Source organism: Streptomyces sp. AM8-1-1 (assembly GCF_032229325.1).
Taxonomy (GTDB): domain Bacteria; phylum Actinomycetota; class Actinomycetes; order Streptomycetales; family Streptomycetaceae; genus Streptomyces; species Streptomyces achmelvichensis.
In genome coordinates this window covers 5,817,741-5,839,734 of sequence record NZ_CP135086.1, presented here as the reverse complement: position 1 = coordinate 5,839,734, position 21,994 = coordinate 5,817,741, and the positions used below count along the sequence as shown (strand labels likewise).

General features: G+C 71.8%; 20 protein-coding genes and 1 riboswitch. Of the genes, 12 read left to right on the top strand and 8 right to left on the bottom strand.

Annotated features, from left to right (window positions below; genetic code table 11):
* The first annotated feature begins 48 nt into the window (after positions 1–48).
* Positions 49–669 (top strand): TetR family transcriptional regulator, encoded by a 621-nt coding sequence (locus RPQ07_RS26055; RefSeq protein ID WP_313946617.1) that lies wholly within the window; start codon positions 49–51, stop codon positions 667–669.
* Positions 670–735: 66 nt separating this feature from the next.
* Here RPQ07_RS26055 and RPQ07_RS26050 read toward each other — a convergent pair whose 3' ends face one another.
* The 3 genes from RPQ07_RS26050 to RPQ07_RS26040 all read right to left on the bottom strand — a co-directional run bounded on the left by RPQ07_RS26050 (position 736) and on the right by RPQ07_RS26040 (position 2,946).
* Positions 736–1,137, bottom strand: a complete 402-nt coding sequence (locus tag RPQ07_RS26050; protein WP_313946616.1) for a hypothetical protein — start codon at positions 1,135–1,137, stop codon at positions 736–738.
* Between the two features lie 115 nt (positions 1,138–1,252).
* A complete protein-coding gene (locus RPQ07_RS26045) occupies positions 1,253–1,486 on the bottom strand; it encodes a ferredoxin (RefSeq protein ID WP_313946615.1) in 234 nt (77 codons plus the stop codon).
* Positions 1,486–2,946, bottom strand: a complete 1,461-nt coding sequence (locus RPQ07_RS26040; protein WP_313946614.1) for an aldehyde dehydrogenase — start codon at positions 2,944–2,946, stop codon at positions 1,486–1,488. The genes RPQ07_RS26045 and RPQ07_RS26040 overlap by 1 nt, the downstream gene beginning before the upstream one ends.
* A gap of 236 nt (positions 2,947–3,182) precedes the next feature.
* On the opposite strand from RPQ07_RS26040, the gene RPQ07_RS26035 reads away from it, so the two are divergent.
* The 6 genes from RPQ07_RS26035 to RPQ07_RS26010 all read left to right on the top strand — a co-directional run bounded on the left by RPQ07_RS26035 (position 3,183) and on the right by RPQ07_RS26010 (position 10,386).
* Entirely contained in the window at positions 3,183–4,217 is a 1,035-nt protein-coding gene (locus tag RPQ07_RS26035; protein ID WP_313946613.1) for an MBL fold metallo-hydrolase, read from the top strand.
* A 192-nt stretch (positions 4,218–4,409) separates the two neighbouring features.
* A riboswitch (cobalamin riboswitch) is annotated at positions 4,410–4,482 on the top strand.
* A 130-nt stretch (positions 4,483–4,612) separates the two neighbouring features.
* Complete coding sequence (locus tag RPQ07_RS26030; RefSeq protein WP_313946612.1) at positions 4,613–5,869, top strand: prenyltransferase/squalene oxidase repeat-containing protein; 1,257 nt, start codon at positions 4,613–4,615, stop codon at positions 5,867–5,869.
* Positions 5,869–6,537: an SCO2322 family protein gene (locus RPQ07_RS26025; protein ID WP_313946611.1), complete on the top strand. Its 669-nt coding sequence runs from the start codon at positions 5,869–5,871 to the stop codon at positions 6,535–6,537. The genes RPQ07_RS26030 and RPQ07_RS26025 overlap by 1 nt, the downstream gene beginning before the upstream one ends.
* Entirely contained in the window at positions 6,534–7,712 is a 1,179-nt protein-coding gene (locus tag RPQ07_RS26020) for an energy-coupling factor transporter transmembrane component T (RefSeq protein WP_413777781.1), read from the top strand. The genes RPQ07_RS26025 and RPQ07_RS26020 overlap by 4 nt, the downstream gene beginning before the upstream one ends.
* Complete coding sequence (locus RPQ07_RS26015; RefSeq protein WP_313946610.1) at positions 7,709–9,442, top strand: ABC transporter ATP-binding protein; 1,734 nt, start codon at positions 7,709–7,711, stop codon at positions 9,440–9,442. The genes RPQ07_RS26020 and RPQ07_RS26015 overlap by 4 nt, the downstream gene beginning before the upstream one ends.
* Positions 9,439–10,386 carry an ECF transporter S component gene (locus RPQ07_RS26010; protein ID WP_313946609.1) on the top strand — a complete coding sequence of 316 codons (948 nt, stop codon included), beginning with the start codon at positions 9,439–9,441 and terminating at the stop codon, positions 10,384–10,386. The genes RPQ07_RS26015 and RPQ07_RS26010 overlap by 4 nt, the downstream gene beginning before the upstream one ends.
* 12 nt (positions 10,387–10,398) lie before the next feature.
* Here the strand turns inward: RPQ07_RS26010 and RPQ07_RS26005 are convergent, their stop codons facing one another.
* Positions 10,399–11,568 carry a steroid 3-ketoacyl-CoA thiolase gene (locus tag RPQ07_RS26005; RefSeq protein ID WP_313946608.1) on the bottom strand — a complete coding sequence of 390 codons (1,170 nt, stop codon included), beginning with the start codon at positions 11,566–11,568 and terminating at the stop codon, positions 10,399–10,401.
* 287 nt (positions 11,569–11,855) lie between these two features.
* Between RPQ07_RS26005 and RPQ07_RS26000 the strand changes: the two genes are divergently transcribed.
* The gene (locus RPQ07_RS26000) at positions 11,856–13,112 is read left to right on the top strand and encodes a cytochrome P450 (protein ID WP_313946607.1); all 1,257 of its coding nucleotides are present in this window, start codon (positions 11,856–11,858) and stop codon (positions 13,110–13,112) included.
* A gap of 162 nt (positions 13,113–13,274) precedes the next feature.
* Here the strand turns inward: RPQ07_RS26000 and RPQ07_RS25995 are convergent, their stop codons facing one another.
* Positions 13,275–15,284: a bifunctional glycosyltransferase 87/phosphatase PAP2 family protein gene (locus RPQ07_RS25995; RefSeq protein WP_313946606.1), complete on the bottom strand. Its 2,010-nt coding sequence runs from the start codon at positions 15,282–15,284 to the stop codon at positions 13,275–13,277.
* A gap of 289 nt (positions 15,285–15,573) precedes the next feature.
* Here RPQ07_RS25995 and RPQ07_RS25990 point away from each other — a divergent pair, with 289 nt between their 5' ends.
* The gene (locus RPQ07_RS25990) at positions 15,574–16,686 is read left to right on the top strand and encodes a DUF2330 domain-containing protein (protein WP_313946605.1); all 1,113 of its coding nucleotides are present in this window, start codon (positions 15,574–15,576) and stop codon (positions 16,684–16,686) included.
* Positions 16,687–16,794: 108 nt separating this feature from the next.
* Positions 16,795–17,466 (top strand): O-methyltransferase, encoded by a 672-nt coding sequence (locus RPQ07_RS25985; RefSeq protein ID WP_313946604.1) that lies wholly within the window; start codon positions 16,795–16,797, stop codon positions 17,464–17,466.
* 70 nt (positions 17,467–17,536) lie between these two features.
* On the opposite strand, the gene RPQ07_RS25980 is transcribed toward RPQ07_RS25985, so the two are convergent.
* Positions 17,537–17,962: a DUF3291 domain-containing protein gene (locus RPQ07_RS25980; protein ID WP_313946603.1), complete on the bottom strand. Its 426-nt coding sequence runs from the start codon at positions 17,960–17,962 to the stop codon at positions 17,537–17,539.
* Between the two features lie 86 nt (positions 17,963–18,048).
* Here RPQ07_RS25980 and RPQ07_RS25975 point away from each other — a divergent pair, with 86 nt between their 5' ends.
* Positions 18,049–18,672: a MerR family transcriptional regulator gene (locus RPQ07_RS25975; RefSeq protein ID WP_313946602.1), complete on the top strand. Its 624-nt coding sequence runs from the start codon at positions 18,049–18,051 to the stop codon at positions 18,670–18,672.
* 260 nt (positions 18,673–18,932) lie between these two features.
* The gene (locus tag RPQ07_RS25970) at positions 18,933–19,883 is read left to right on the top strand and encodes an AfsR/SARP family transcriptional regulator (protein ID WP_313946601.1); all 951 of its coding nucleotides are present in this window, start codon (positions 18,933–18,935) and stop codon (positions 19,881–19,883) included.
* Between the two features lie 63 nt (positions 19,884–19,946).
* On the opposite strand, the gene RPQ07_RS25965 is transcribed toward RPQ07_RS25970, so the two are convergent.
* Both RPQ07_RS25965 and RPQ07_RS25960 read right to left on the bottom strand, forming a co-directional pair.
* Entirely contained in the window at positions 19,947–21,263 is a 1,317-nt protein-coding gene (locus RPQ07_RS25965) for an NAD(P)/FAD-dependent oxidoreductase (protein WP_313946600.1), read from the bottom strand.
* Positions 21,260–21,991, bottom strand: a complete 732-nt coding sequence (locus RPQ07_RS25960; protein ID WP_313946599.1) for a 4'-phosphopantetheinyl transferase superfamily protein — start codon at positions 21,989–21,991, stop codon at positions 21,260–21,262. The genes RPQ07_RS25965 and RPQ07_RS25960 overlap by 4 nt, the downstream gene beginning before the upstream one ends.
* Positions 21,992–21,994 lie beyond the last annotated feature (3 nt).

Below are 21,994 nucleotides of genomic sequence, written 5' to 3'. Positions count from 1 at the left end.
GACCGCTGCCATGCTGTGCGATCCGAAGTCGCGCGTGGAACGGGACCTATGACAGCCGAAGCCAAGCCGGCGGGGCCGGCGTCGCCGCCCCTGACGGAGCGCCAGGAGGCGCGCCGCCGTCGCATCCTGCACGCCAGCGCCCAGCTCGCCAGCCGGGGCGGCTTCGACGCGGTGCAGATGCGCGAGGTCGCCGAGGCCGCGGGGGTGGCCCTCGGCACGCTGTACCGCTACTTCCCCTCCAAGATCCATCTGCTGGTCGCCACCATGCAGGACCAGCTCCAGCACATGCACACGACACTGCGCAAGCGCCCGCCGGCCGGGGAGAACGCCGCCGACCGGGTCGCGGAGACCCTGATGCGGGCCTTCCGCGCCCTCCAGCGCGAGCCGCACCTCGCGGACGCGATGGTGCGGGCGCTGACCTTCGCGGACCGCAGCGTGAGCCCCGAGGTCGACACGGTCTCGCGCCAGACGACGGCGATCATCCTGGACGCGATGGGCCTGGAGAACCCGACCCCGGAACAGCTCTCGGCGGTCCGGGTGATCGAGCACACCTGGCACTCGGCACTGATCACCTGGCTCTCGGGCCGGGCCTCGATCGCCCAGGTCAAGATCGACATCGAGACGGTGTGCAGACTGATCGACCTGACGGACCCGCGGCGCGGTCACTGATCACGCAGGGCGGCCGGCCGTGGGGGCGCCGCCGACCTGAGTGCACAGGCCGGGGCTGCGCACCCCTCACCTGTCGGGGCGGTCGATCCGGGAGAGAACCCCGGTAACGCTGTAGCCGAACGGTTCCCGCGCGGTGTGCGGCAGCGGCACCTCTGCCAGTTTGCCGTCATGGATCATCCACAATCCGAAGCAGTCGTCGTCCTCGTCGCGCACCAGGACCTGGACCGAATGGGGGTTGGGCCACGGAAGCGATTCAAGGTGGGCCAGGAGCCCGTGCCAGTTGAGGCGGACGAACTGGATGACCCACGTATAACAATGGTCACGCGGCATGTGCGAACCCTCGAACATGCCGTCATCGACGCGCGTGAAGCATTGATGCCACTCCCGGTTCTCGTCCGGCCGGGTCAGCGGCTCCATCACCTCCTCGGCACTCCTCGCAAGCACGATGACCTCGGCGAATCTGCTCATGCACCCAGTTTCCCAGTGGGTCGGCCCAGTGATCCCTGCGGACCCGGACAGCCGGACATGTCCGCCTCGCCGGCCCACTGCGCCCCGCGCAGACTCCGCCCGCCCGCCGGGCCGGCTACTCCTCCGGTGGGAAGACCGGCTCCCCGCTGTCCAGGAGCGTGATCGCGATCGCCTCGACCGGGCAGCACTCCGCTGCCGCCAGGATCCGCTCGTTCGCGTCGGTGTCCGTGTCGCGGGCGTGCGACTGGCGCGCCGAGTCGAGGCGGAAGCCCTCCGGGGCGTTGCCCACGCACAGGCCCGAGCCGATGCAGACGCCCCGGTCGACCTCGACGTGCCAGCGGTCCCCCATCAGACGCCCCCGTGCCCGGCCGGCAGGTGGATCATCTTGTGCTCCAGGTACTCGCTGAGCCCCTCGGGGCCGAACTCCCGGCCCACGCCCGAGTCCTTGTAGCCGCCGAACGGGCCGAGCATGTCGAGGCTGAAGGTGTTGACGTTGTACGTGCCCGTCCTGACCCGGCGGGCGAAGTCGATGCCCCGTGCGACGTCGGAGGTCCACACGCTGCCGCTCAGCCCGTAGTCGGAGTCGTTGGCGATCTTCGCCGCCTCCGTCTCGTCGCCGTAGGGCAGCAGGCAGATGACCGGGCCGAAGATCTCCTCGCGGGCGATCCGCATGGAGTTGTCGACGCCGCCGAACAGCGTCGGCTCCACGTACCAGCCCCTCTCCTGCGCCGCCGGGCGGCCGCCGCCGGTGAGGATCTTGGCGCCTTCCTCCTGCCCGATCCGGATGTAGTCGAGGGAGCGCTGCTGCTGGCGCCTCGCCACGAGCGGGCCGACCTGGGTGGCCGGGTCGAGCGGGTCGCCGACCACCAGGGCGGCGGCCGCTGCCGTGAGCGCCTCGGCGATCTCGTCGTAGCGGCTGCGCGGCGCGAGGATGCGGGTCTGGGCCACACAGGCCTGGCCGTTGTTCATCCAGGCGGCGGGCACGATCCCGGCGATCGTGGTGTCGAGGTCGGCGTCGGGGAGGATCACGGCCGCCGACTTGCCGCCGAGTTCCAGGGTCACGCGGGTGAGGTGACGTGCCGCGACCTCCATGACGCGCTTGCCGGCCGCGACGGAACCGGTGAAGGAGACCTTGTCGATGCCGGGGTGCCCGACCAGGTACTCACTGACCTCGCGGTCGGCGGGCAGGATCGACAGCACGCCCTCCGGCAGGCCGGCCTCCTGGGCCATCTCCGCGAGGATGTAGGAGTCGAGCGGCGACTCGGGAGACGGCTTGAGCACGACGGTGCATCCGGCGAGCAGCGCCGGGCCCAGCTTGGCGGCGGCGGTGAACTGCGGGACGTTCCACGGCACGACGGCCGCCACCACGCCGACGGGCTCGCGTGTCACGAGGATCGGCCCGAGCGCTCCGGCCCGCGTCTCCTCGTAGACGAAGTCCCGTGCGACGGCGATCGCCGAGTCCCAGACCATCATGGCGCCGAGCGCCTGGGCGAGGACGCTCCAGGAGTAGGGGGAGCCGTTCTGCGAGCTGATGGAACGGGCGATCTCCTCGTGCCGTACGGCGATCGCGTCCTTGATCCGGCTCACGACGGCGATCCGCTCCTCCAGCGTCGCCCGCGGCCAGGGGCCCTCGTCGAAGGCCTTGCGCGCGACGGCCACGGCGCGGTCGACGTCGGCGCGCGAGGCGTGCGGGACGCGGCCGATGACCTGCTCGGTGTGGGGTGAGACGACCTCGATGGTCCCGCCGCCGGCGGGGTCGGCCAACTCGCCGCCGATGAACAGTTTTCCGTGTTCCACGAGCTCGGTCATGGCTGCTGCCTCCTGCACCCGGGCTGTTTCTGACACTGTTTCAGAACTGATATCAGTTCTAGTTATGGGGAGCAATGGCGGCGACGAAGAAGCCCGCCAGCGGCAGCACACCCCCGATCCAGGGGAAGGCGCGCCCTCAACCCCACGGGAAACCGGTCGACTTGGGCGACCATTGGAACCCGTTCTAGTTATAGTGGGAGGGCGTGGCCCTGCCGCCGGACAGAGACGAGGCCCCCATGCCCCAGGTGATCGACCACCGCGGCGGCGTCTGGTCCATCGAGGTGCCCATCCCGGACAACCCTCTCGGGCACACTCTCGTCCATCTCCTCGACACCGGCCGCGGGCCCGTCCTTGTCGACACCGGATGGGACGACCCCTCCTCCTGGGACGCCCTCGATGCCGGACTGGACTCGCTCGGGGTGCGGATCGCCGACATCCACGGGGTGGTCGTCACCCACCACCACCCCGACCACCACGGCCTCTCCGGGCAGGTCCGCGAGGTGTCCGGGGCCTGGATCGCGATGCACGCGGCGGACGCCGACGTCGTACGCCGGACCCGGGAGGCCGAGCCCGCGAGGTGGCTCGACTATCTCGCCGACAAGCTCTGCCGGGCCGGGGCGCCGGACGAGCATGTCGCGCCCCTGCGGGCCGCCCGGGAGCAGGGGCGGATGCGGACGCTGCCGGGACTGCGGGCCGCACTGCCCGACCGGGAGATCGTGCCGGGCGAGCTGCTGGACCTGAAGGACCGGCAGCTGCGGGCGATCTGGACACCCGGCCATACACCCGGCCATGTCTGCCTGCATCTGGAGGAGGACCACCCGGCCGGGCTGCCGGGCCACGGGCGGCTGTTCTCCGGGGACCATCTGCTTCCCGGGATCACCCCGCACATCGGGCTCTACGAGGACCCCGACGACGCCACGGTCACCGACCCGCTGGGCGACTACCTCGACTCCCTGGAGCGCATCGGCCGGCTCGCGCCCGCCGAGGTGCTGCCCGCGCACCAGCACGCGTTCGCCGATGCCCCCGGCCGCGTACGGGAGTTGCTCGGCCATCACGAGGAGCGCCTCACCGGGCTGCTCGACCTGCTGGCCGAACCGCTCACGCCGTGGCAGACCGCCGAGCGGATGGAGTGGAACCGGCCGTGGGAGGAGATCCCCTACGGCTCGCGGAACATCGCCGTCTCGGAGGCCGAGGCGCATCTGCGCCGACTGGTCAAGCTCGGGCGCGCGGAGGTGCTGTCCGGGACGCCCACGACGTACGTCGCTCTCTGACCGGCCGCCCGCCCCCGCCCCCGGTGGACCGCCGGACCACCCCGCCGCCCCTTCCCGCGGACCGGCCGCCCGTTCCGGAGAGACCCGCCGCCGCTCCCCCGGGCGGGCCCCCACCGCCGTGGGCGGGATCCGCCCGGAGGGGACCTGGTGACCGGCCGGTACAGTGAGCGAGTCGTCATCACACCCGTACGGGGGGAAGCCGGTGCAAATCCGGCGCTGACCCGCAACCGTGAACCGCCGTCGCCGGCGGTGAGCCGGACTGCCCCGTACGCGGCCGTGACCGGCTCGTGCCCCGGCAACCGCCGGTGGCCGGCACCGTCGAGGAATACGGAGCCGGAGCCCTGGTGCCCACGTGTGCCCGTGCCCGGCTCTCCCGCAGGAGAGGCCCGCCCGCCATGACCCCCGTTCGCCGCACCACCGCAGCGGTCGCCGCATCCGCCGTTCTCGGCATGGCCGTCGTCGCGGCCGCCGCACCGGCAGCCTTCGCGACTCCCGCCCCCAAGCCGTCGCCGTCCACCGTGCTGCCCTCCGGTCTCTACGGCACGACCGACCCGGCCTACGACGGCGTCTGGCGCCAGTCGCTGGCCCTGCTCGCGCAGGACACCGTGAAGGTGAAGCCCGCCACCAAGGCGGTCGACTGGCTGACCGGCCAGCAGTGCGCGAGCGGCGCCTTCCCCTCGTACCGCGCGGACGCCACCAAGCCGTGCGACGCCAAACTCCCGCTGGACTCCAACGCCACCGCGGCCGCCGTCCAGGCCCTCGCCGCCCTCGGCGGCCAGGACGCCACGGTGAAGAAGTCCGTCGCGTGGCTGAAGTCGGTGCAGAACGCGGACGGCGGCTGGGGCTACAACCCCGGCGGCGCGAGTGACGCCAACTCCACCTCCGTCGTGATCGGCGCGCTCGCGTCGGTGGGCGAGAAGCCGGCCGCGGTGAAGGCGAAGAGCGGGAAGTCGCCGTACGACGCTCTGCTGACCTTCGCGAAGCCCTGCACCGGCAAGGACGCCGGCGCGTTCGTGTTCCAGGTGAAGCAGCCCGGCATAGTCGCCGACTCCACGGCGGCGGGCGTGCTGGGCGCGCTCGGCAAGGGCCTCGCGGTGGAGGGCGCGAAGCCGGTGGCTCCCGCCGCGTGCGCCGCAGGGGCCACGCCGGAGCAGGCCGCGCAGAACGGTGCCGCCTACCTCGTGAGCGCGCTGAAGAAGACCGGTCACCTCGACTCGGCGCCGATGCCCGGGGCCGAGAACCCGGCCCCGCAGCCCGACTTCGGCAACACGGCGGACGCGGTGACGGCCCTGTCCGCCGCCGGACACTCCGACCAGGCGGCCGCCACGACGACGTGGCTGGAGAAGAACTCGGCGGCCTGGGCGAAGGCGTCAGGACCGGCGGCGTACGCGCAGCTGATCCTCGCCGCCCACGCGGTCGGCGCGGACCCGCAGGAGTTCGGTGGCGCCGACCTCGTACAGCAGCTGAACGCGACCGGGCCCGCTCCGCAGGCGTCCGGCGCCGAGAAGTCTGATTCGTCGGGGTCTTCGGACGCGTCCGAGAAGGACGACAAGGACGACTCCGGCATCGGTGTGTGGTGGATCGTCGGCGCGTTCTTCGTGGCCAGCGTCGGCGTGGGCATCCTGTTCAGCGGCCGCCGCAAGAAGCAGTGATGCGGGCGCGACTGCTCGCCCTGGTCCTCGCGCTCGGCACCGCGCTGACGGTGCTGGGCGCGGGGCCCGCCCATGCGGCGGGCTACCGCTACTGGTCGTTCTGGCAGGGCGCCGGTGACGGGACCTGGGCGTACGCCACCGAGGGACCGGCAACGGCGCGCCCCGACGACGGTGCGGTCAACGGCTTCCGGTTCTCCGTGAGCGAGGACAGCTCGGACTCGGCGCGACCGCGGAAGGCGCCGGACTTCGCGGCGATCTGCGCGGGCACGGCCCCGAAGGCGGGCACGAAGCGGATCGCGCTGGTCATCGACCCCGGCACCCCGCAGGACGCGGCGAAGGGCGAGGCACCTCCCGCGCTGCGGGCCGCGTGCGCCCGGGTGGCACCCGACGCGACGACGGCGGAAGCGCTGGCGTCGGTGGCGAAGCCCCTGCGGTACAACAACCAGGCGCTGCTCTGCGGGATCTCGGGCTATCCGGTGTCGGGCTGCGGCGAGCAGATCGCGGATCCGGCCGCCTCCTCCTCACCGGCCGCCTCCGCGACCGCGGCTGCCTCCGACGGTTCGGCCGGCTCGGACGGCGGTCCGTCGCTCGGACTGGTGGCGGGCCTGGCGGCGATCGGGCTGCTGGCAGCCGCGGCGGTGTGGCAGTCCCGGCGCCGACGCGGATGAGGACGGACACCGGCGTGCGGCGCGAACCGGCGGACAGGGCGGGTGCGGAGGGACACCGTTCCCCGTGGCACCGGCTGCGCGCGCCCGAGGCGCACCGCGGCAACTCCCTGCACGCCGGTGCCTGGTGGCTGTGGGCCCTCGGGCTCGCCACCGCCGCGTCGCGGACCACGAACCCCCTGCTCCTCGGGCTGCTCGTGGGCGTGGCCGGCTATGTCGTCGCCGCCCGGCGCACGGACGCGCCCTGGGCCCGTTCCTACGGCGCGTTCGTCAAGCTCGGTCTCGTCGTCATCGTCATCCGTGTCCTCTTCTCCGTGGTGCTCGGCTCCCCCATCCCCGGCACGCACGTGCTGCTCACGCTTCCCGAAGTCCCGCTTCCCGACTGGGTCCGCGGCATCCGGATCGGCGGCCGGGTCTCGGCCGAGCAGATCGTGTTCGCGCTGTACGACGGCGCGAAGCTGGCCACCCTCCTCATCTGCGTCGGCGCCGCCAACGCCCTCGCCAATCCGGCCCGGCTGCTCAAGTCGCTGCCGGCCGCGCTGTACGAGGCGGGTGTCGCCGTCGTCGTCGCGATGACCTTCGCGCCGAACATGGTGTCCGACGTCGTCCGGCTGCGCACCGCCCGCCGGCTGCGCGGCCGCCCCACCGGCGGGATCAGGGCGATCGCGCAGATCGGGCTGCCTGTGCTGGAAGGTGCGCTGGAGCGTTCGGTCGCGGTCGCCGCGTCGATGGACGCGCGGGGGTACGGGCGCAGTGCGCAGGTCCCGCCCGCCGTCCGCCGTACGACGACCGTGCTGACGCTCGGCGGGCTCCTCGGAGTCTGCGCGGGCACGTACGGGCTGCTGGCCGCGGAAGGCGCCGCGTACGGACTGCCCGTCCTCGTCGGCGGGCTCGGTGCCGCGATGGCCGGGCTGTGGCTCGGCGGCCGGCGCTCCGTCCGCAGCCGCTACCGCCCCGACCGGTTCGGCCCGCGGTCCTGGCTGGTGGCCGGATCGGGCGTGGCCGTCGCGGCGTTGATGATCCGCGCGGGCACCTGGGACCCCCAGGCGCTGCACCCGGGCGTCGTGCCGCTGACCGCGCCCACTCTGCCGCTGTGGCCCGCGGTCGGCATCCTGATCGGACTGCTGCCGGCATTCGTCGCGCCCGTCCCTGAGGCATCCAAGGAGTCGACCCCGTGATCCGCTTCGACAACGTGTCGGTGACTTACGGCGATGCCGCGGCGCCCGCGATCAGCGGTGTCGATCTGACCGTTCCCGAAGGGGAGCTGGTGCTCCTCGTCGGTCCGTCGGGGGTCGGCAAGTCGACACTGCTGGGCGCGGTGTCCGGCCTGGTGCCCCACTTCACCGGCGGCACCCTGCGCGGTCGCGTCACCGTCGGCGGCCGTGACACCCGCACGCACAAGCCGCGCGAACTGGCGGACCTCGTCGGCACGGTGGGCCAGGACCCCCTGGCCCACTTCGTCACCGACACGGTCGAGGACGAGCTGGCGTACGGCATGGAGTCGCTCGGTCTCGCGCCCGCTGTGATGCGCCGGAGGGTCGAGGAGACGCTCGATCTGCTCGGCCTGGCGGAGCTGCGCGACCGGCCGATCGCCACGCTCTCCGGCGGGCAGCAGCAACGGGTCGCGATCGGCTCGGTGCTCACCCCGCACCCGCGCGTGCTGGTCCTCGACGAGCCGACGTCCGCGCTGGACCCGGCCGCGGCGGAAGAGGTGCTCGCGGTCCTCCAGCGGCTGGTGCACGACCTCGGCACCACGGTGCTGATGGCCGAGCACCGGCTGGAGCGGGTGGTGCAGTACGCGGACCAGGTCGTCCTGTTGCCCGGGCCCGGCACGCCTCCCGTGATCGGTGAACCGGCCGGGGTGATGGCGGCGTCGCCGGTGTACCCGCCCGTGGTGGGCCTCGGACGGCTCGCGGGCTGGGACCCGCTGCCGCTGTCCGTACGGGATGCCCGGCGCCGGGCATCCGGCCTCCGGGAGCGTCTGGCGGGCCTCTCCCCCACCAGGACCGGACCGGAAGAGGGCGATCGGGGTCCCGAGGTGCCCGGCCCGGACCGGGCTTCCGGTACGGGCCGGGCTTCCGGGCGCCGGAAGCTCATGCCTCTCCGGGGCGCGGCCGCGGGCCGGGAGACGGGCCCGGCGCAGGCAGGACCGACGGACCACCTCGCCGTCACCACCCGGCTCGGCGTGCGCCGCGGCCGCGTGGAGGCGCTGCGCGGAGTCGGCATCACGGTCGGCGCCGGCGAGACCGTGGCGCTGATGGGGCGCAACGGCGCCGGGAAGTCGACCCTCCTCTCCGCCCTCGTCGGCATGGTCGAACCCGCCTCGGGCAGCGTCCTGGTGGGCGGTCTCACCCCGCACCGGACCAGCCCCCGCGAGCTCATCCGGCAGGTCGGGCTCGTGCCGCAGGAGCCGCGCGACCTGCTGTACGCGGACACCGTCGCCGCCGAGTGCGCGGCCGCCGACGCCGACGCGGGTGCCGAGCCGGGCTCCTGCCGGGCGCTGGTCGGCGCGCTGCTGCCCGGCGTGCAGGACGCCACACATCCGCGCGATCTCTCCGAGGGACAGCGGCTCGCGCTCGCGCTGGCCGTCGTGCTCACCGGGCGTCCGCCGCTGCTGCTCCTCGACGAGCCGACCCGCGGGCTGGACTACGCGGCGAAGGCCCGGCTCGTCGGTGTGCTCCAGGCTCTCGCGCGCGAGGGGCACGGCATCGTGCTGGCCACGCACGACGTGGAGCTGGCGGCGGAACTGGCGCACCGGGTGGTGATCCTGGCCGACGGCGAGATCGTCGCCGACGGGCCGACGGCCGACGTCGTCGTCTCGTCGCCCGCCTTCGCGCCGCAGGTCGCCAAGATCCTGGCCCCCCAGCCCTGGCTGACCGTCTCCGAGGTCCGGGAAGCGCTGCGATGACGACAGCACGTCCGGTGCGCCTCGGCCCCCGTTCCGTCCTCGCGCTCGCGCTGGTGAGTGCGGTCGGCGTGGTCGCCTTCGGCTGGCCGCTGCTCGCCGACCCCGGGTCCGGTCTCGCCCACTCCGCGGACGCGCCCTGGCTGTTCGCCGCGCTGCTTCCGCTGCTCGTGGCCGTCGTCGTCGCGACGATCGCGGACAGCGGCATGGACGCCAAGGCGGTGGCCATGCTCGGCGTCCTCGCCGCGGTCGGGGCGGCGCTGCGTCCGCTCGGCGCCGGGACCGCGGGCCTGGAGCCCATGTTCTTCCTGATGGTCCTCAGCGGCAGGGTGCTGGGGCCGGGCTTCGGCTTCGTCCTGGGCTCGGTCACGATGTTCGCGTCCGCGCTGCTCACCGGCGGTGTCGGGCCCTGGATGCCGTTCCAGATGCTGTCGATGGGCTGGTTCACGATGGGCGCGGGGCTGCTGCCGGGAGCCGGGAGGCTGCGCGGCCGTGCCGAGGTGCTGATGCTCGGCGCGTACGGCGCGGTCGCGGCGTTCGTCTACGGCACGATCATGAACCTCCAGGGCTGGACGTACATCGGCGGGTTGTCGTCGGGGATCTCCTTCCGGCCGGGCGATCCGGTCCACGACAACCTGGTGCGCTTTCTGGCCTATTGCGCGGCGACGTCGTTCGGCTGGGACCTCGGGCGGGCGGCGCTGACGGTCGTCCTGACGCTCACGGTCGGCTCGACCGTCCTCAAGGCGCTGCGCCGTGCCACGCGCCGGGCGGCGTTCGAGGCGCCGGTCGCGTTCGAGGGTGCGGCCGGGGGTGCGGCCGGGCCCGCGGGGCCGGTTGCGTCCGGAGGTCCGATCGCGTCCGAGGGACCGGCAGATCCGGACCGGGGCCCGGGCTCGGGTCTCTCCCCGGACCCGGGTCGGGGCCCGGGAGGGACCCCGACCGCGTGACCGTCCCGCCCGCTACAGCCGCTGGATGATCGTCGCCGTCGACAGCGCGCCACCCGCACACATCGTGATCAGCGCGAACTCCCGGTCACGCCGTTCCAGTTCGTGCAGCGCCGTGGTGATCAGCCGGGCGCCCGTGGCGCCCACCGGGTGGCCGAGTGCGATGCCTCCGCCGTTGACGTTGACCTTGTCCAGGTCCTGCTCGAAGACCTGCGCCCAGCTCAGCACCACCGACGCGAACGCCTCGTTGACCTCCACCAGGTCGATGTCCCGCAGCGACATCCCCGCCTTGCCCAGGACCGCGCGGGTCGCGTCGATCGGGCCGTCGAGGTGGAAGTGGGGGTCGGCGCCGACGAGCGCCTGCGCCACGATCCGGGCGCGCGGCTTCAGCTTGAGCGCCCTCGCCATCCGCTTCGACGCCCACATGATGGCCGCCGAGCCGTCCGATATCTGCGAGGAGTTGCCCGCGGTGTGCACAGCCGTCGGCATGACCGGCTTCAGCCGGGCCAGCGCCTCCATGCTGGTGTCGCGCAGTCCTTCGTCACGGTCGACGAGCCGCCACATGCCCTGCCCCGCGGCCTGCTCCTCCTCGGTCGTCGGCACCTGGACGGCGAACGTCTCGCGCTTGAAGCGCTCCTCGGCCCAGGCCTCCTGGGCGCGCTCCTGCGACAGCAGCCCGAGCGAGTCGACGCGTTCGCGGGACAGCCCGCGGTGGCGGGCGATGCGCTCGGCGGCCTCGAACTGGTTGGGCAGATCGACGTTCGACTCGTCGGGGAAGGGCTTGCCCGGGCCGTGCTTGGAGCCGCTGCCCAGCGGCACACGCGACATCGCCTCGACACCGCAGCTGATGCCGACGTCGATGACGCCCGCCGCGATCATATTGGCGACCATGTGGCTGGCCTGCTGCGAGGATCCGCACTGGCAGTCCACGGTCGTCGCCGCCGTCTCGTAGGGCAGCCCCATGGTCAGCCACGCGGTGCGCGCGGGGTTCATGGACTGTTCGCCGGCATGGGTGACCGTGCCGCCGACGATCTGCTCGACGCAGTCGGCCTGGATGCCGGTACGGCCGAGCAGTTCACGGTAGGTCTCGCCCAGGAGATAGGCGGGATGCAGATTGGCGAGCGCGCCTCCGCGCTTGCCGATGGGGGTGCGTACGGCTTCGACGATGACGGGTTCCGCGGCCATGAGCTCGTCCTCTCCTCCACATGTGCGGGGCGTCCCGGCGCCGTCGCACGAGAACTAGTACGCGTTCTAGTTCTCTGAGAAGTCTTATGAGTGCTACCCCCGGTACGCAAGGGCCTTGCACGCCCCCGCTGCGGACTTGGCGCGCAACAGTTCCCGCCGTGGCCCTTGCCACTTGTAGAACTCGTTACTAGCTTTCGGTCAATTCTGATGGGTCGTCAGAGATCTGGTGCCCTCGGGCACCGCCGCCGGACCCCGCCGGACCCCGCCGCGAGACCCTGGAGTTGACGTTGAAGCTGCCGAAGGACTGCCCCCATCTGCCCGCAGGGTTCGACTTCACCGACCCCGACCTGCTCCAAGCCCGCGTCCCGCACCCCGAGTTCGCCCAGATGCGGCAGACCGCACCGGTCTGGTGGTGCGCGCAGCCGGCCGGCATCTCCGGTTTCCAGGACGAGGGGTACTGGGCGGTCACCCGGCACGCCGACGTGAAGCATGTCTCGACCCACCCGGAACTGTTCTCGTCCAACACCAACACCGCGGTCATCCGCTTCAACGAATCGATCAGCCGGGACCAGATCGAGGTCCAGAAGCTGATCATGCTCAACATGGACCCGCCGGAACACACCCGGGTGCGTCAGATCGTCCAGCGCGGTTTCACTCCCCGCGCCGTGCGGTCCCTCCAGGACGCTCTGCGCTCACGGGCCCGCGGCATCGTGGAGAGCGCGCGGGCGGGCGCGAAGAGCGACGGCAGCTTCGACTTCGTCACCGAGATCGCGGTGGAACTCCCGCTCCAGGCGATCGCCGAACTCATCGGCGTACCGCAGGAGGACCGGGCCAAGATCTTCGACTGGTCCAACAAGATGGCGGCGTACGACGATCCGGAGTACGCCATCACCGAGGAGATCGGCGCCGAGGCGGCGATGGAGATCGTCTCGTACTCGATGAACCTCGCCGCGGCCCGCAAGGAGTGCCCGGCCAAGGACATCGTCAGCACACTGGTCGCCGCGGAGGACGAGGGCAACCTCTCCAACGACGAGTTCGGCTTCTTCGTGATCCTGCTGGCGGTGGCCGGAAACGAGACCACACGCAATGCCATCAGCCACGGCATGCACGCCTTCCTCACCCATCCCGACCAGTGGGAGCTCTACAAGCGCGAGCGCCCCGAGACGGCGGCCGAGGAGATCGTGCGGTGGGCGACCCCCGTCGTCTCCTTCCAGCGCACCGCGACCCAGGACCTCACGCTCGGCGGGCAGCGGATCAGAAAGGGCGACCGGGTCGGGATCTTCTACTCGTCCGCCAACAACGACCCCGAGGTCTTCGACGCCCCCGAGCGGTTCGACATCACCCGCGACCCCAACCCGCACCTCGGCTTCGGCGGCGGAGGCCCGCACTTCTGCCTCGGCAAGTCGCTCGCGGTGATGGAGATCAACCTGATCTTCAACGCGATAGCGGACGTGCTGCCGGACCTGCGTCTGGCGGGCGATCCCCGGAGGCTGCGCTCGGCCTGGCTGAACGGGATCAAGGAACTCCAGGTCGTCCACGGCTGACCGGCGCCCGGGGCCGTGCACCGGCGCCCGGCATCCGCCCACCGAACGCGGGAGGCGGGGGCCCCTCACCCACGCCCCGCCCCTGCCTCCCGTCGCCCCGGGCCCGCACATCACTCCCGGCTGCGCGTCACGTCGGCCGTGCACATCACGCCCGGCCGCGCCTCACTTCGGTGCGGCCGGGACCGCGGACTCCTCGGTGTTCTCCGCCGGTTCCTCCGCGCGTTCCTTGCGGAGCCGTGGCCCCGCTTCCGCGGGTCCCGCCGTCGCCGTCGACGGCAGCAGCTTCCGGCGTCCGGAGAGCAGGTACGTCAGGCCGAAGCCCGCGCCGACGACCGCCGCACCACCCACCGCGTCCAGGATCCAGTGGTTCGCCGTGGCCACGATCGCGCCGGCCGTGAACAGCGGGTGCAGCAGGCCCAGCAGCTTCATCCACAGCTTCGGCGCGAGCAGGACGACCACCAGACCGCACCAGAGCGACCAGCCGAAGTGCAGCGACGGCATCGCCGCGTACTGGTTGGTGACCGCGGTCATCGCCCCGTAGTCGGGGTTGGCGAGGTCCTGCGGACCGTGCACCGTGTCGATGAAGCCCATGCCCGGCATCAGCCGCGGCGGGGCCAGCGGGTAGAGCCAGAAGCCCAGCAGGGCAAGAACCGTGGCGAAGGCGAGCGAGGAGCGCGCCCAGCGGTAGTCGACCGGGCGGCGGACGTAGAGGATGGCGAGGATGCTGAGCGGCACGACGAAGTGGAACGACGTGTAGTAGAAGTTGAAGAAGGACTCGGCCCACTCCGCTTTCGCCACGGCCTTGTTGGCCCACAGCTCGATGTCGATGTGCAGCGCCTGCTCGATGGCGACGACCTGCCGGCCGTGCTCCTCGGCCGCGCCGACGCTGCCGGTGGCCGCGGTGCGGATGTGCGAGTAGACGGAGTAGCCGACCCGGATCACCAGCAGTTCGAGGAGCAGGTTCGGGCGGGCCGACACGCGCCGCCAGAACGGCAGCAGCGGGATCCGGCTCCAGCGTGAGGGGACCGGGGAGACGTACTCGGTGGGGACCGGGCGGCGGAAGTACGGTGAGGTGCGCGGCAGGAACGGCACCGCGACGGCGGCGGCGAGCGCCGCGACCAGCAGGGCGTTGTCGCGCACCGGGTGCAGCGCGGTCATGTTGGGCAGCAGCATCTTGCCCGGCAGGGTCATCACCAGAATGACGAGCACCGGCCAGAGCATCCGGTCGGACGCCCGCTTGCCGACCCGGCCCACCACGGCGAGCAGCACCCACAGGAGTTGGTGCTGCCAGGCGGTGGGCGAGACGGCGACGGCGACACAGCCGGTGAGGGCGACCGCGAGAAGGAGCTGACCGTCCCGGGCGTACCGCACCGCGCGGCGCAGGCCGAACCAGACGACCGCCGCGGCCAGGGCGGCGTACAGCGTGATCTCGAGCGGGCCTTCGAGGCCGAAACGCAACAGGGCCCCGTGCAAGGACTGGTTGGCGAGGCTGTCGGGGCGGGCGCCCAGGCCGGCCCCGGCCACATGGTGGACCCAGTACGTCCAGGAGTCGCCGGGCAGCGCGGCCCAGGAGAGCGCCGACAACGCGGCGAAGGTCCCCGCCGAGGTGACGGCGGCCTGTTTGCGTCCGGTGAACCACAGCAGGGGCGCGAAGAGCAGGGCGGTGGGCTGAAGGGCCGCGCCGATGCCGATCAGCACACCGGACGATCTCTCCCCGCGGGCGACGAAACAGCCGACGAGGACGAGGAGGACCGGGATGATGCTCGTCTGCCCGAGATAGAAGCTGTTGCGCACCGGCAGCGACAGCATCAACAGGCTGATGGCGATGGGCGCCGCCAGCAGACCGCTGCGGCGCGAGACGGGCCCCGGCAGCGCACGGGCGACGACCAGGCCTATCCCGACGACGAGCAGCAGGGTCCCGAAGGTCCAGGCGACGCCGAGGCTCTGCTCGGCGGAGCGGGTCAGCGGTTTGAGCACCAGCCCGGCGAACGGGGTGCCGGTGAACCGGTCGGTGTCGTAGAGGGAGCCCTTGACGTGCAGGACGCCGTTCTCACCTATCCAGGTCTCCAGGTCGATGAGCCGTTCCCCCGGTGGCAGGCGCAGTACCGCGGTCGCCTGCCGTATGGCGAGGACCGCGGCCACGAGCCACAGCACCGCCCTTGCCGCGCCCATCCTCGAGTCCGTCGTCGCACTTCCGCGCACGCTGTGCTCCGCGTTCGCCACGTCGCGCCGCGCCTCCCCTGCGTCTGTGATTCTGGTCCGTAGAGCCTTGCACTGCCCCGTGAAGGAGACGCAGGCAACCCCCTCTTTGCCTGAGTGTCACCCCGTTTTGACCGAATATCTCGCCAACCGGCCCCGGAACCACGGGCCCCGGGCCGTCGTCGGAGGAGGTATGCGGGGGAACATACAAGAACACCGGCGCGCGCACCTGCGGGTTCGGACGCACGGCACCTCAGCGGGTGTGCTGCGGCAACGCGTTGTCCTGGTGGTGCTGGCGCTGTTCGCGCTCCAGCTCGGATCGTTGATCGCTCCGGCGTACGCCTGCGGCTGCGGCGCCATGATCCCGGACCGGGGATCGCGGATGGCGGTCGACCGGGAGACGTCGGTCGTGAGCTGGGACGGGCGCGTCGAGCGGATCCAGATGCGGTTCACCGTCGACGGGGACGCCCCCGAGGCCGCGTGGATCATGCCCGTGCCCACCCGCGCCACCGTCGAACTCGGCGATCAGGCGCTGTTCGACGAGCTGGAGCGGACGATCGAGCCGGAGGAGAGGACGCGCCACTACTTCTGGCCGCGCGAGGGCGACTGGCCCCTCTCGGACGGTTCGGCAGGCGACTCGGCCGGCGCGCCGGCACCGGGCGCCGGCGCTCCCGGGGTGGGGGTCGTCGGACGCGAGAGGCTCGGCGACTTCGATGTCGCCCGGTTGACGGCGACCGACCCGCAGGCGCTGCGAAGCTGGCTGAAAACCAATGGTTTCGAGCTGCCGGACGGCCTGGAGACCGAGCTGCGCCCCTACGTACGGCAGAAGTGGGAGTACGTGGCGGTCCGGCTCGCTCCGGATGCCGAGGACGCCGTACTGCGCGGCACACTGGACCCGTTGACGCTCCGGTTCGCCAGCGACCGGCCGGTCTATCCGATGCGGCTGTCCCGGCTGGCGAAGAACCCGCAGTCGCTCGGGCTGTTCGTGCTGGCCGCGCACCGGATGGAGCCGCAGAGCGCCGTCGGCGGTGACGAGCCGGAGGTGCTGTTCGCCGGCGCCGCGGACCGCAGCCCGGCGCTGGACGCCTTCACGGGCGGCGGCGAGAGGTTCCTGACCGCGCTGGAGCAGGAGTTCCCGCGGCCGGACCGGATCGACGGCGACCACGTCCTGCGGGCCGCGGAGCAGGACACGCCCTTCCGGCGGGTGGTGTACGAGGACGAGTTGCTGACCGTCGGCGGTCTTCCCGTGTGGCTGCTGACCGTCGGCGGCGGGCTCGCGCTGGTGACGGTGATCGTGCTCGTGCGGGTGCGGGCCCATCGCCGCAGGCCGGTGCTCCCGCCGCCGCCCGTCCACGCGCCGCCGCCGCTGTCCTGAGAGCGATGTCCGGACGGGCACCGGCCTGACGGGAACAGGCACGTCGGGAGACGCTCCCGCGGGAGCGGGTCCGGACGGGAGGGACACGGCCTGGAATAGGTTGGACGTATGACTCAGGAGCAGTGGAACGCCGTCGACCGCTACATCACCGACCTTCTCGCCCCCGACGACGAGGCCCTCGCCGCGGCCCTCGCCCAGAGCGAGAGCGCCGGGCTCCCCGCCATCGCCGTCGCCGGGAACCAGGGCAAGCTGCTGCATCTGCTGACCCGGCTCCAGGGCGCGCGTACGGTGCTGGAGATCGGGACACTGGGCGGCTACAGCACGATCTGGCTGGCCAGGGCGCTGCCCGAGGGCGGCAGGCTGATCTCGCTGGAGTACAGCGCCGAGCATGCGGAGGTGGCGCGGACCAACCTGGCCCGTGCGGGCCTGGACAAGATCGCCGAGGTGCGGACGGGGGCGGCGCTGGACACGCTGCCGCTGCTGGCGAAGGAGCCGGGCGCGGGCCCGTTCGACCTGATCTTCATCGACGCGGACAAGAAGAACAATCCGCAGTACGTGGAGTGGGCCCTCACGCTGTCCCGCCCCGGCAGCGTGATCATCGTCGACAACGCCGTACGCAACGGCGCCGTGGTGGACGAGAACAGCACCGACCCCGCGATCGTCGGCACCCGCCGTATGTACGAACTGGTGGCGAACGAGCCGCGGCTGGACGCCACGGCGGTCCAGACGGTGGGCACCAAGGGCTACGACGGCTTCCTGCTGGCGCGCGTCGTCTCCTGACGGGCCCGCCGACGGCCGGCACGTGCCCCGGCCCGGGGACGGGGGAGGCCCCGGGCCGGGAGTCGGTGGGTCAGCGCGGGGCGCTGCCGCCGCTCGCGGCGTCCGTGCGCGCCTGGTCCTCGATGCGCCGCTTGGCGTCCTTCCAGGTAATCGGCAGCTCCGCCACCGGGACTTCCCAGAAGGTGAACGTGGACTCGCTCATGACGGAGCGCAGTCCGGTCATGATGCTCTTGTGGGGCTCGGTCCGCGCGTAGGTGTAGAGGGCTTCCTTGTCCTCCCACGCGGAGAGGGTGAAGAAGACCCCCTTCAGGAGCTGGGCCTCCAGGGAGGCTCCGAGGGCTCCCGGCGCCTTGCGCACCTGCCCCCAGGCGGAGAGCGACTTCAGGAAGAAGCGCGGAACGTCCTTGGCAGACCTCACATCGAGACGGGAGGCCATGACGAAGGCGGTGGTGTCGGGCCGGGCCGGGTTCGGCGTCGCCCAGGGAAGAGTCGGCACGGTATCCTCGCATCCACAGTTGGTGAGTGGCAGTATCTATATTAGACAGTAGTGCTGCCCAATTGCCAGTGGGAAGCGGGATCAGGGTGAGAATTTCCGAGTTGAGCCGCCGCAGCGGGGTGTCCACCGCGACCATCAAGTACTACCTGCGCGAAGGGCTGCTGCCGCCCGGCCGCGCCACAGCCGCGACCCAGGCGGAGTACGGCGAGTCGCATGTGCGCCGCCTCCGGCTGATCCGGGCCCTCATCGGCGTCCGCGGTCTGACGGTCAGCGCCGCCAAGGACGTCCTCGACACCATCTCCGAGGGCAACGCCGACACCCATGAGCTGCTGGGTCTCGTCTTCGGCGTGTGGCCGGCCGGCGGCGCCAAGGACGAGGGCGGCGAGGAAGAGGACCACTCCGGTGTGACGGCGCTCGTCTCCGAGATGGGCTGGAAGGTCAGCGAGCACAATCCCGCCCGCCAGGTCATCACCCAGACTCTCCACACCCTGCGCTCCCTCGGCATGGACTACGACTGGCACGATCTCGTCCCGTACGCCGAACTCGCCGAGAAGACGGCCGTGCTCGATCTCGACCAGCTCCAGGGACCGGACGATCCGCTCGAGAAGGCCGAGCGGGCCGTGCTGCTGACCTTCCTGCTGGAACCCGCGCTGCTGGCCCTGCGCCGGCTCGCCCAGGAGGCCGAGTCGACGATCCGGCACCGCGGCTGACCCGAACGGTCCCCCGCGTTATCGGAATCGACCGGACCCACGTGTGCCGTCCATGCCATCACGGTGTGCGCGGCGGACACATGAGTGTTCGGTACTCACCCCGGTGGTGAACTCCCGCGCCGCACACGGCGCGGAACACCGGGGTGACAGCGGGGAAGTGAGTAGCCGCAACTCAGGCTTGCCCGGTCGTACGAATGGTCTCCTCGTGTGCTGAATGCAGCACGGTGAATACCGTGCACCGCGCACGGGGAGGCAAGAGCATGCAGTTCAGAATTCTGGGCGCGCCCGAGTTGTACGACGAGAAACGTCACCGGCGCATTCCGCTGACGAGTCCCAAGCAGCGCATGCTGCTGGGCGCACTGCTCGCCCGCGCGAATTCCGCGGTCCCGCGGGAACGGCTGGTACGCGAACTCTGGGGCGCGCTGCCGCCGAAGAAGGCCCGCAACACGCTCAACGCCCATGTGTCGGGACTGCGCAAGGCACTCGCGGAAGCGGAACCGGAACGGGCCACGACACCGCGACTGGTGGCCCATGCCTCCGGGTACCTGCTCCAGGCCCGCCGCACGGAGATGGACAGCGGTCAGTTCTGCCTCGCGGTGGATCAGGCCCAGCGGATGTACCGGATCGACCCGCAGAGCGCGTACGCGACCCTGCGCGGCGCCCTCGGTCTCTGGCGCGGAACCGCCCTGGAGGGCGGTCCGCACGGCCCGGTCTGTGCCGCGCTGGTCGCCCGCCTGGAGGAGGAACGCCAGCAGGCGCTGGAGATCCTCTTCGACTCCGCGCTGCGCACGGGCCGGCACCGGCGCATCATTCCGGAGCTGGAGGAGGTCACCGCCGCCCATCCGCTGCGCGAGCGTTTCCACGACCAGCTGATGCTGGCGCTGTGCCGCTCCGGCCGCGGCGGCGAGGCGATCGGCGTCTACACCCGCGCCCGGCACCGGCTCACCGCGGAACACGGCCACACGCCCCTGCTGTCCGCGCGCCTGGAGCAGATCAGCGTGCAGTCCCCCGTGCTGTACGGCGCCGAGGCGGAGACCCCCGACGCCCGCGCCCGCCTGGAAGCGGAACCTCCGCCGACCGGCGCCCGCGAGTTCACGCGCACCCGTTTCACCGTGAAACGCATCGAACAGGAGGACCCGGCGGCACGCTCGGTCATGGGTTTCCTGACCGAACTCCTCAGCGGCCAGGCGCTGCACACGGGCGGGGTCTGAGAAGACGCGAGAACGCCCCGGAGAATCCCTCTCGGATTCTCCGGGGCGTTCTCGTGCCCGCCGTCAGAGCTCGCTGATGAGCTGCGCCGCGATCTCCATTCCTGACGAGTAACCCGCCTCGTGCGAGCCGATCTGGTCCACGCCGTGGCGCTTGGCGTGGAAATAGGAACCGCACAGCTTCACCCGCGTCCCCTCGTTGACGTTGTAGATGTCCTTCTGCATCTCGCGGACATCGACGTCGATGATCGGGTGCGTGTAGGGGAATTCCGCGATGACGGTCTCCGGGTCCACCTCGCCCGGGTAGTCGAGCGTGACGAAGTAGTCCTTCTCCGCGGTGAATCCGTGCAGCTTGTTCATGTAGTAGGCGACATACGTCCTCGGCCGGCCGTCCACCTCGACCTTGCCGTAGTTCCAGGCCTCCCAGCGGTCGCGGTCGGCCGGGACCACGGACGGGTCGGTGTGCAGGATCACCGTCGAGCCGTTGTAGGCGACCTTGGAGAGCACCTCCGTCTGGCGCTCGGTCGGGTTGTCCAGCAGGGCCAGCGCCTCGTCGGCGTGCGCGCCGACCACCACGTAGTCGAAGCGCTCGCTGCCCCGGGCGGTCGTGACCACCGCACCGTCCTCGTCCTGGTGGATCGCGGTGACCGGCTCGCCGGTGCGGATCTCCGGACCGATCGCGGCGATCGCCTTGCGGACATAGGAGATCGAACCGCCGCCCACCGTCCGCCAGTCCACCTCGCGGCCGCCGAGGCCGCCCTCGTCATGGCCCATGAAGAACGCGATCGCGGTGCTGGCGGGCATCTCCCAGATCAGCTCGGCGGGGATCGACCAGACCGCCGAGCAGAGCAGGATCACGTAGGAGTGGCGGAACGCCTGGCTGTAGCCACCGCGGTCGAGGTACTCGCCGAGCGGGATGTCGGCCTTCTTGCGCACGAAGTCCTTGCGGCCCTCGGTGTGGAAGCGCCGCGCCTCCCGCCAGATGGTCAGGAACTCCTCGGAGTAGCGCTCGGACACCTCCTCCTCGCTCATGTCGAGCTCCTTGGTGCCGTACTCCAGGCCGGTGTCCAGGTCGAAGAAGTTGAAGGCGCCGCGGTGTTCGACCGCGTCGACGCCCAGCTCCTCGAAGAACTCGCAGAGGTTCGTGTAGGCGGGCCGGTTGAAGACGACGAACGCGGTGTCGATGCCGAGGGTCTTGCCGTTCTCCTCCACCTCGACGGTGTTGGCGTGACCGCCGAGGCGGTCCTCCCGCTCGAAGACGGTGATCCGGGCGCGGTTGCGCAGGTGGTAGGCGGCGGACAGACCGGCGACACCGGCTCCGACGATGGCGACACGCGGACTGGTGGGCTGCGACATGGAGATGTCCTTCAGGGTCGGTCTCATACGCATGAGATGTCGGAGAGCGAGAGGTCGGAGAGGTCGGTGCGGCGCAGGGCCCCGGGGTGCCCGTCCTCGGTGGCGACGGCCACCACGTGTCCGGGGCCGGGGTAGAGCAGGTCGAACCACCACCGGGAGTCGGTGCCCGCCGGCTGCTGCGGGTCGTGGACGGCGATACGGCCGTCGGCGCGGGGGCCGAAGGAGAACCCGCCGAGGCTCCGGGACAGCCCGGTGCCCAGGGCCTTGAGATAGGCCTCCTTCAGAACCCACAGCTCACCGGCGAGCGCGCCCCGCACGCCCGGCGGCGAGGCGGCGAGCGCGGCGCGTTCGGCCGGGGCGAGCCGGCGGCCGAGCTGTGTCACCAGCTCGGCCGGCGAGGGGGTGGGACCGACGTCGACCCCGCACCCGCGGCCCTGGGTGACGACACAGGCGATGAGCCCCTCGGTGTGCGAGAGGTTGAACCGCACGCCCTCCGGGTCCGGTTCGGCCTCGGGCCGCCCGTGCTCGCCGAGCCGGAAGCGCCACCGGTCCACCGGCCGGCCGGTGCGGGCGCTGAGCGCGTAGCGGCACAGCAGCCGCGCCCCGAGGTACCGGCGCCGTGCACCGTCGGTGAGCCGCCGGCCGAGCGCGGCCCGTTCCCCTTCCGTGAGCAGCCGGGTGCCGCCGAGGGCGGCGGCGAAGTCGTCCACCGCGCGCTCGGGCAGCAGCCACAGGAACGTCGGGTCGGGTTGCATCGA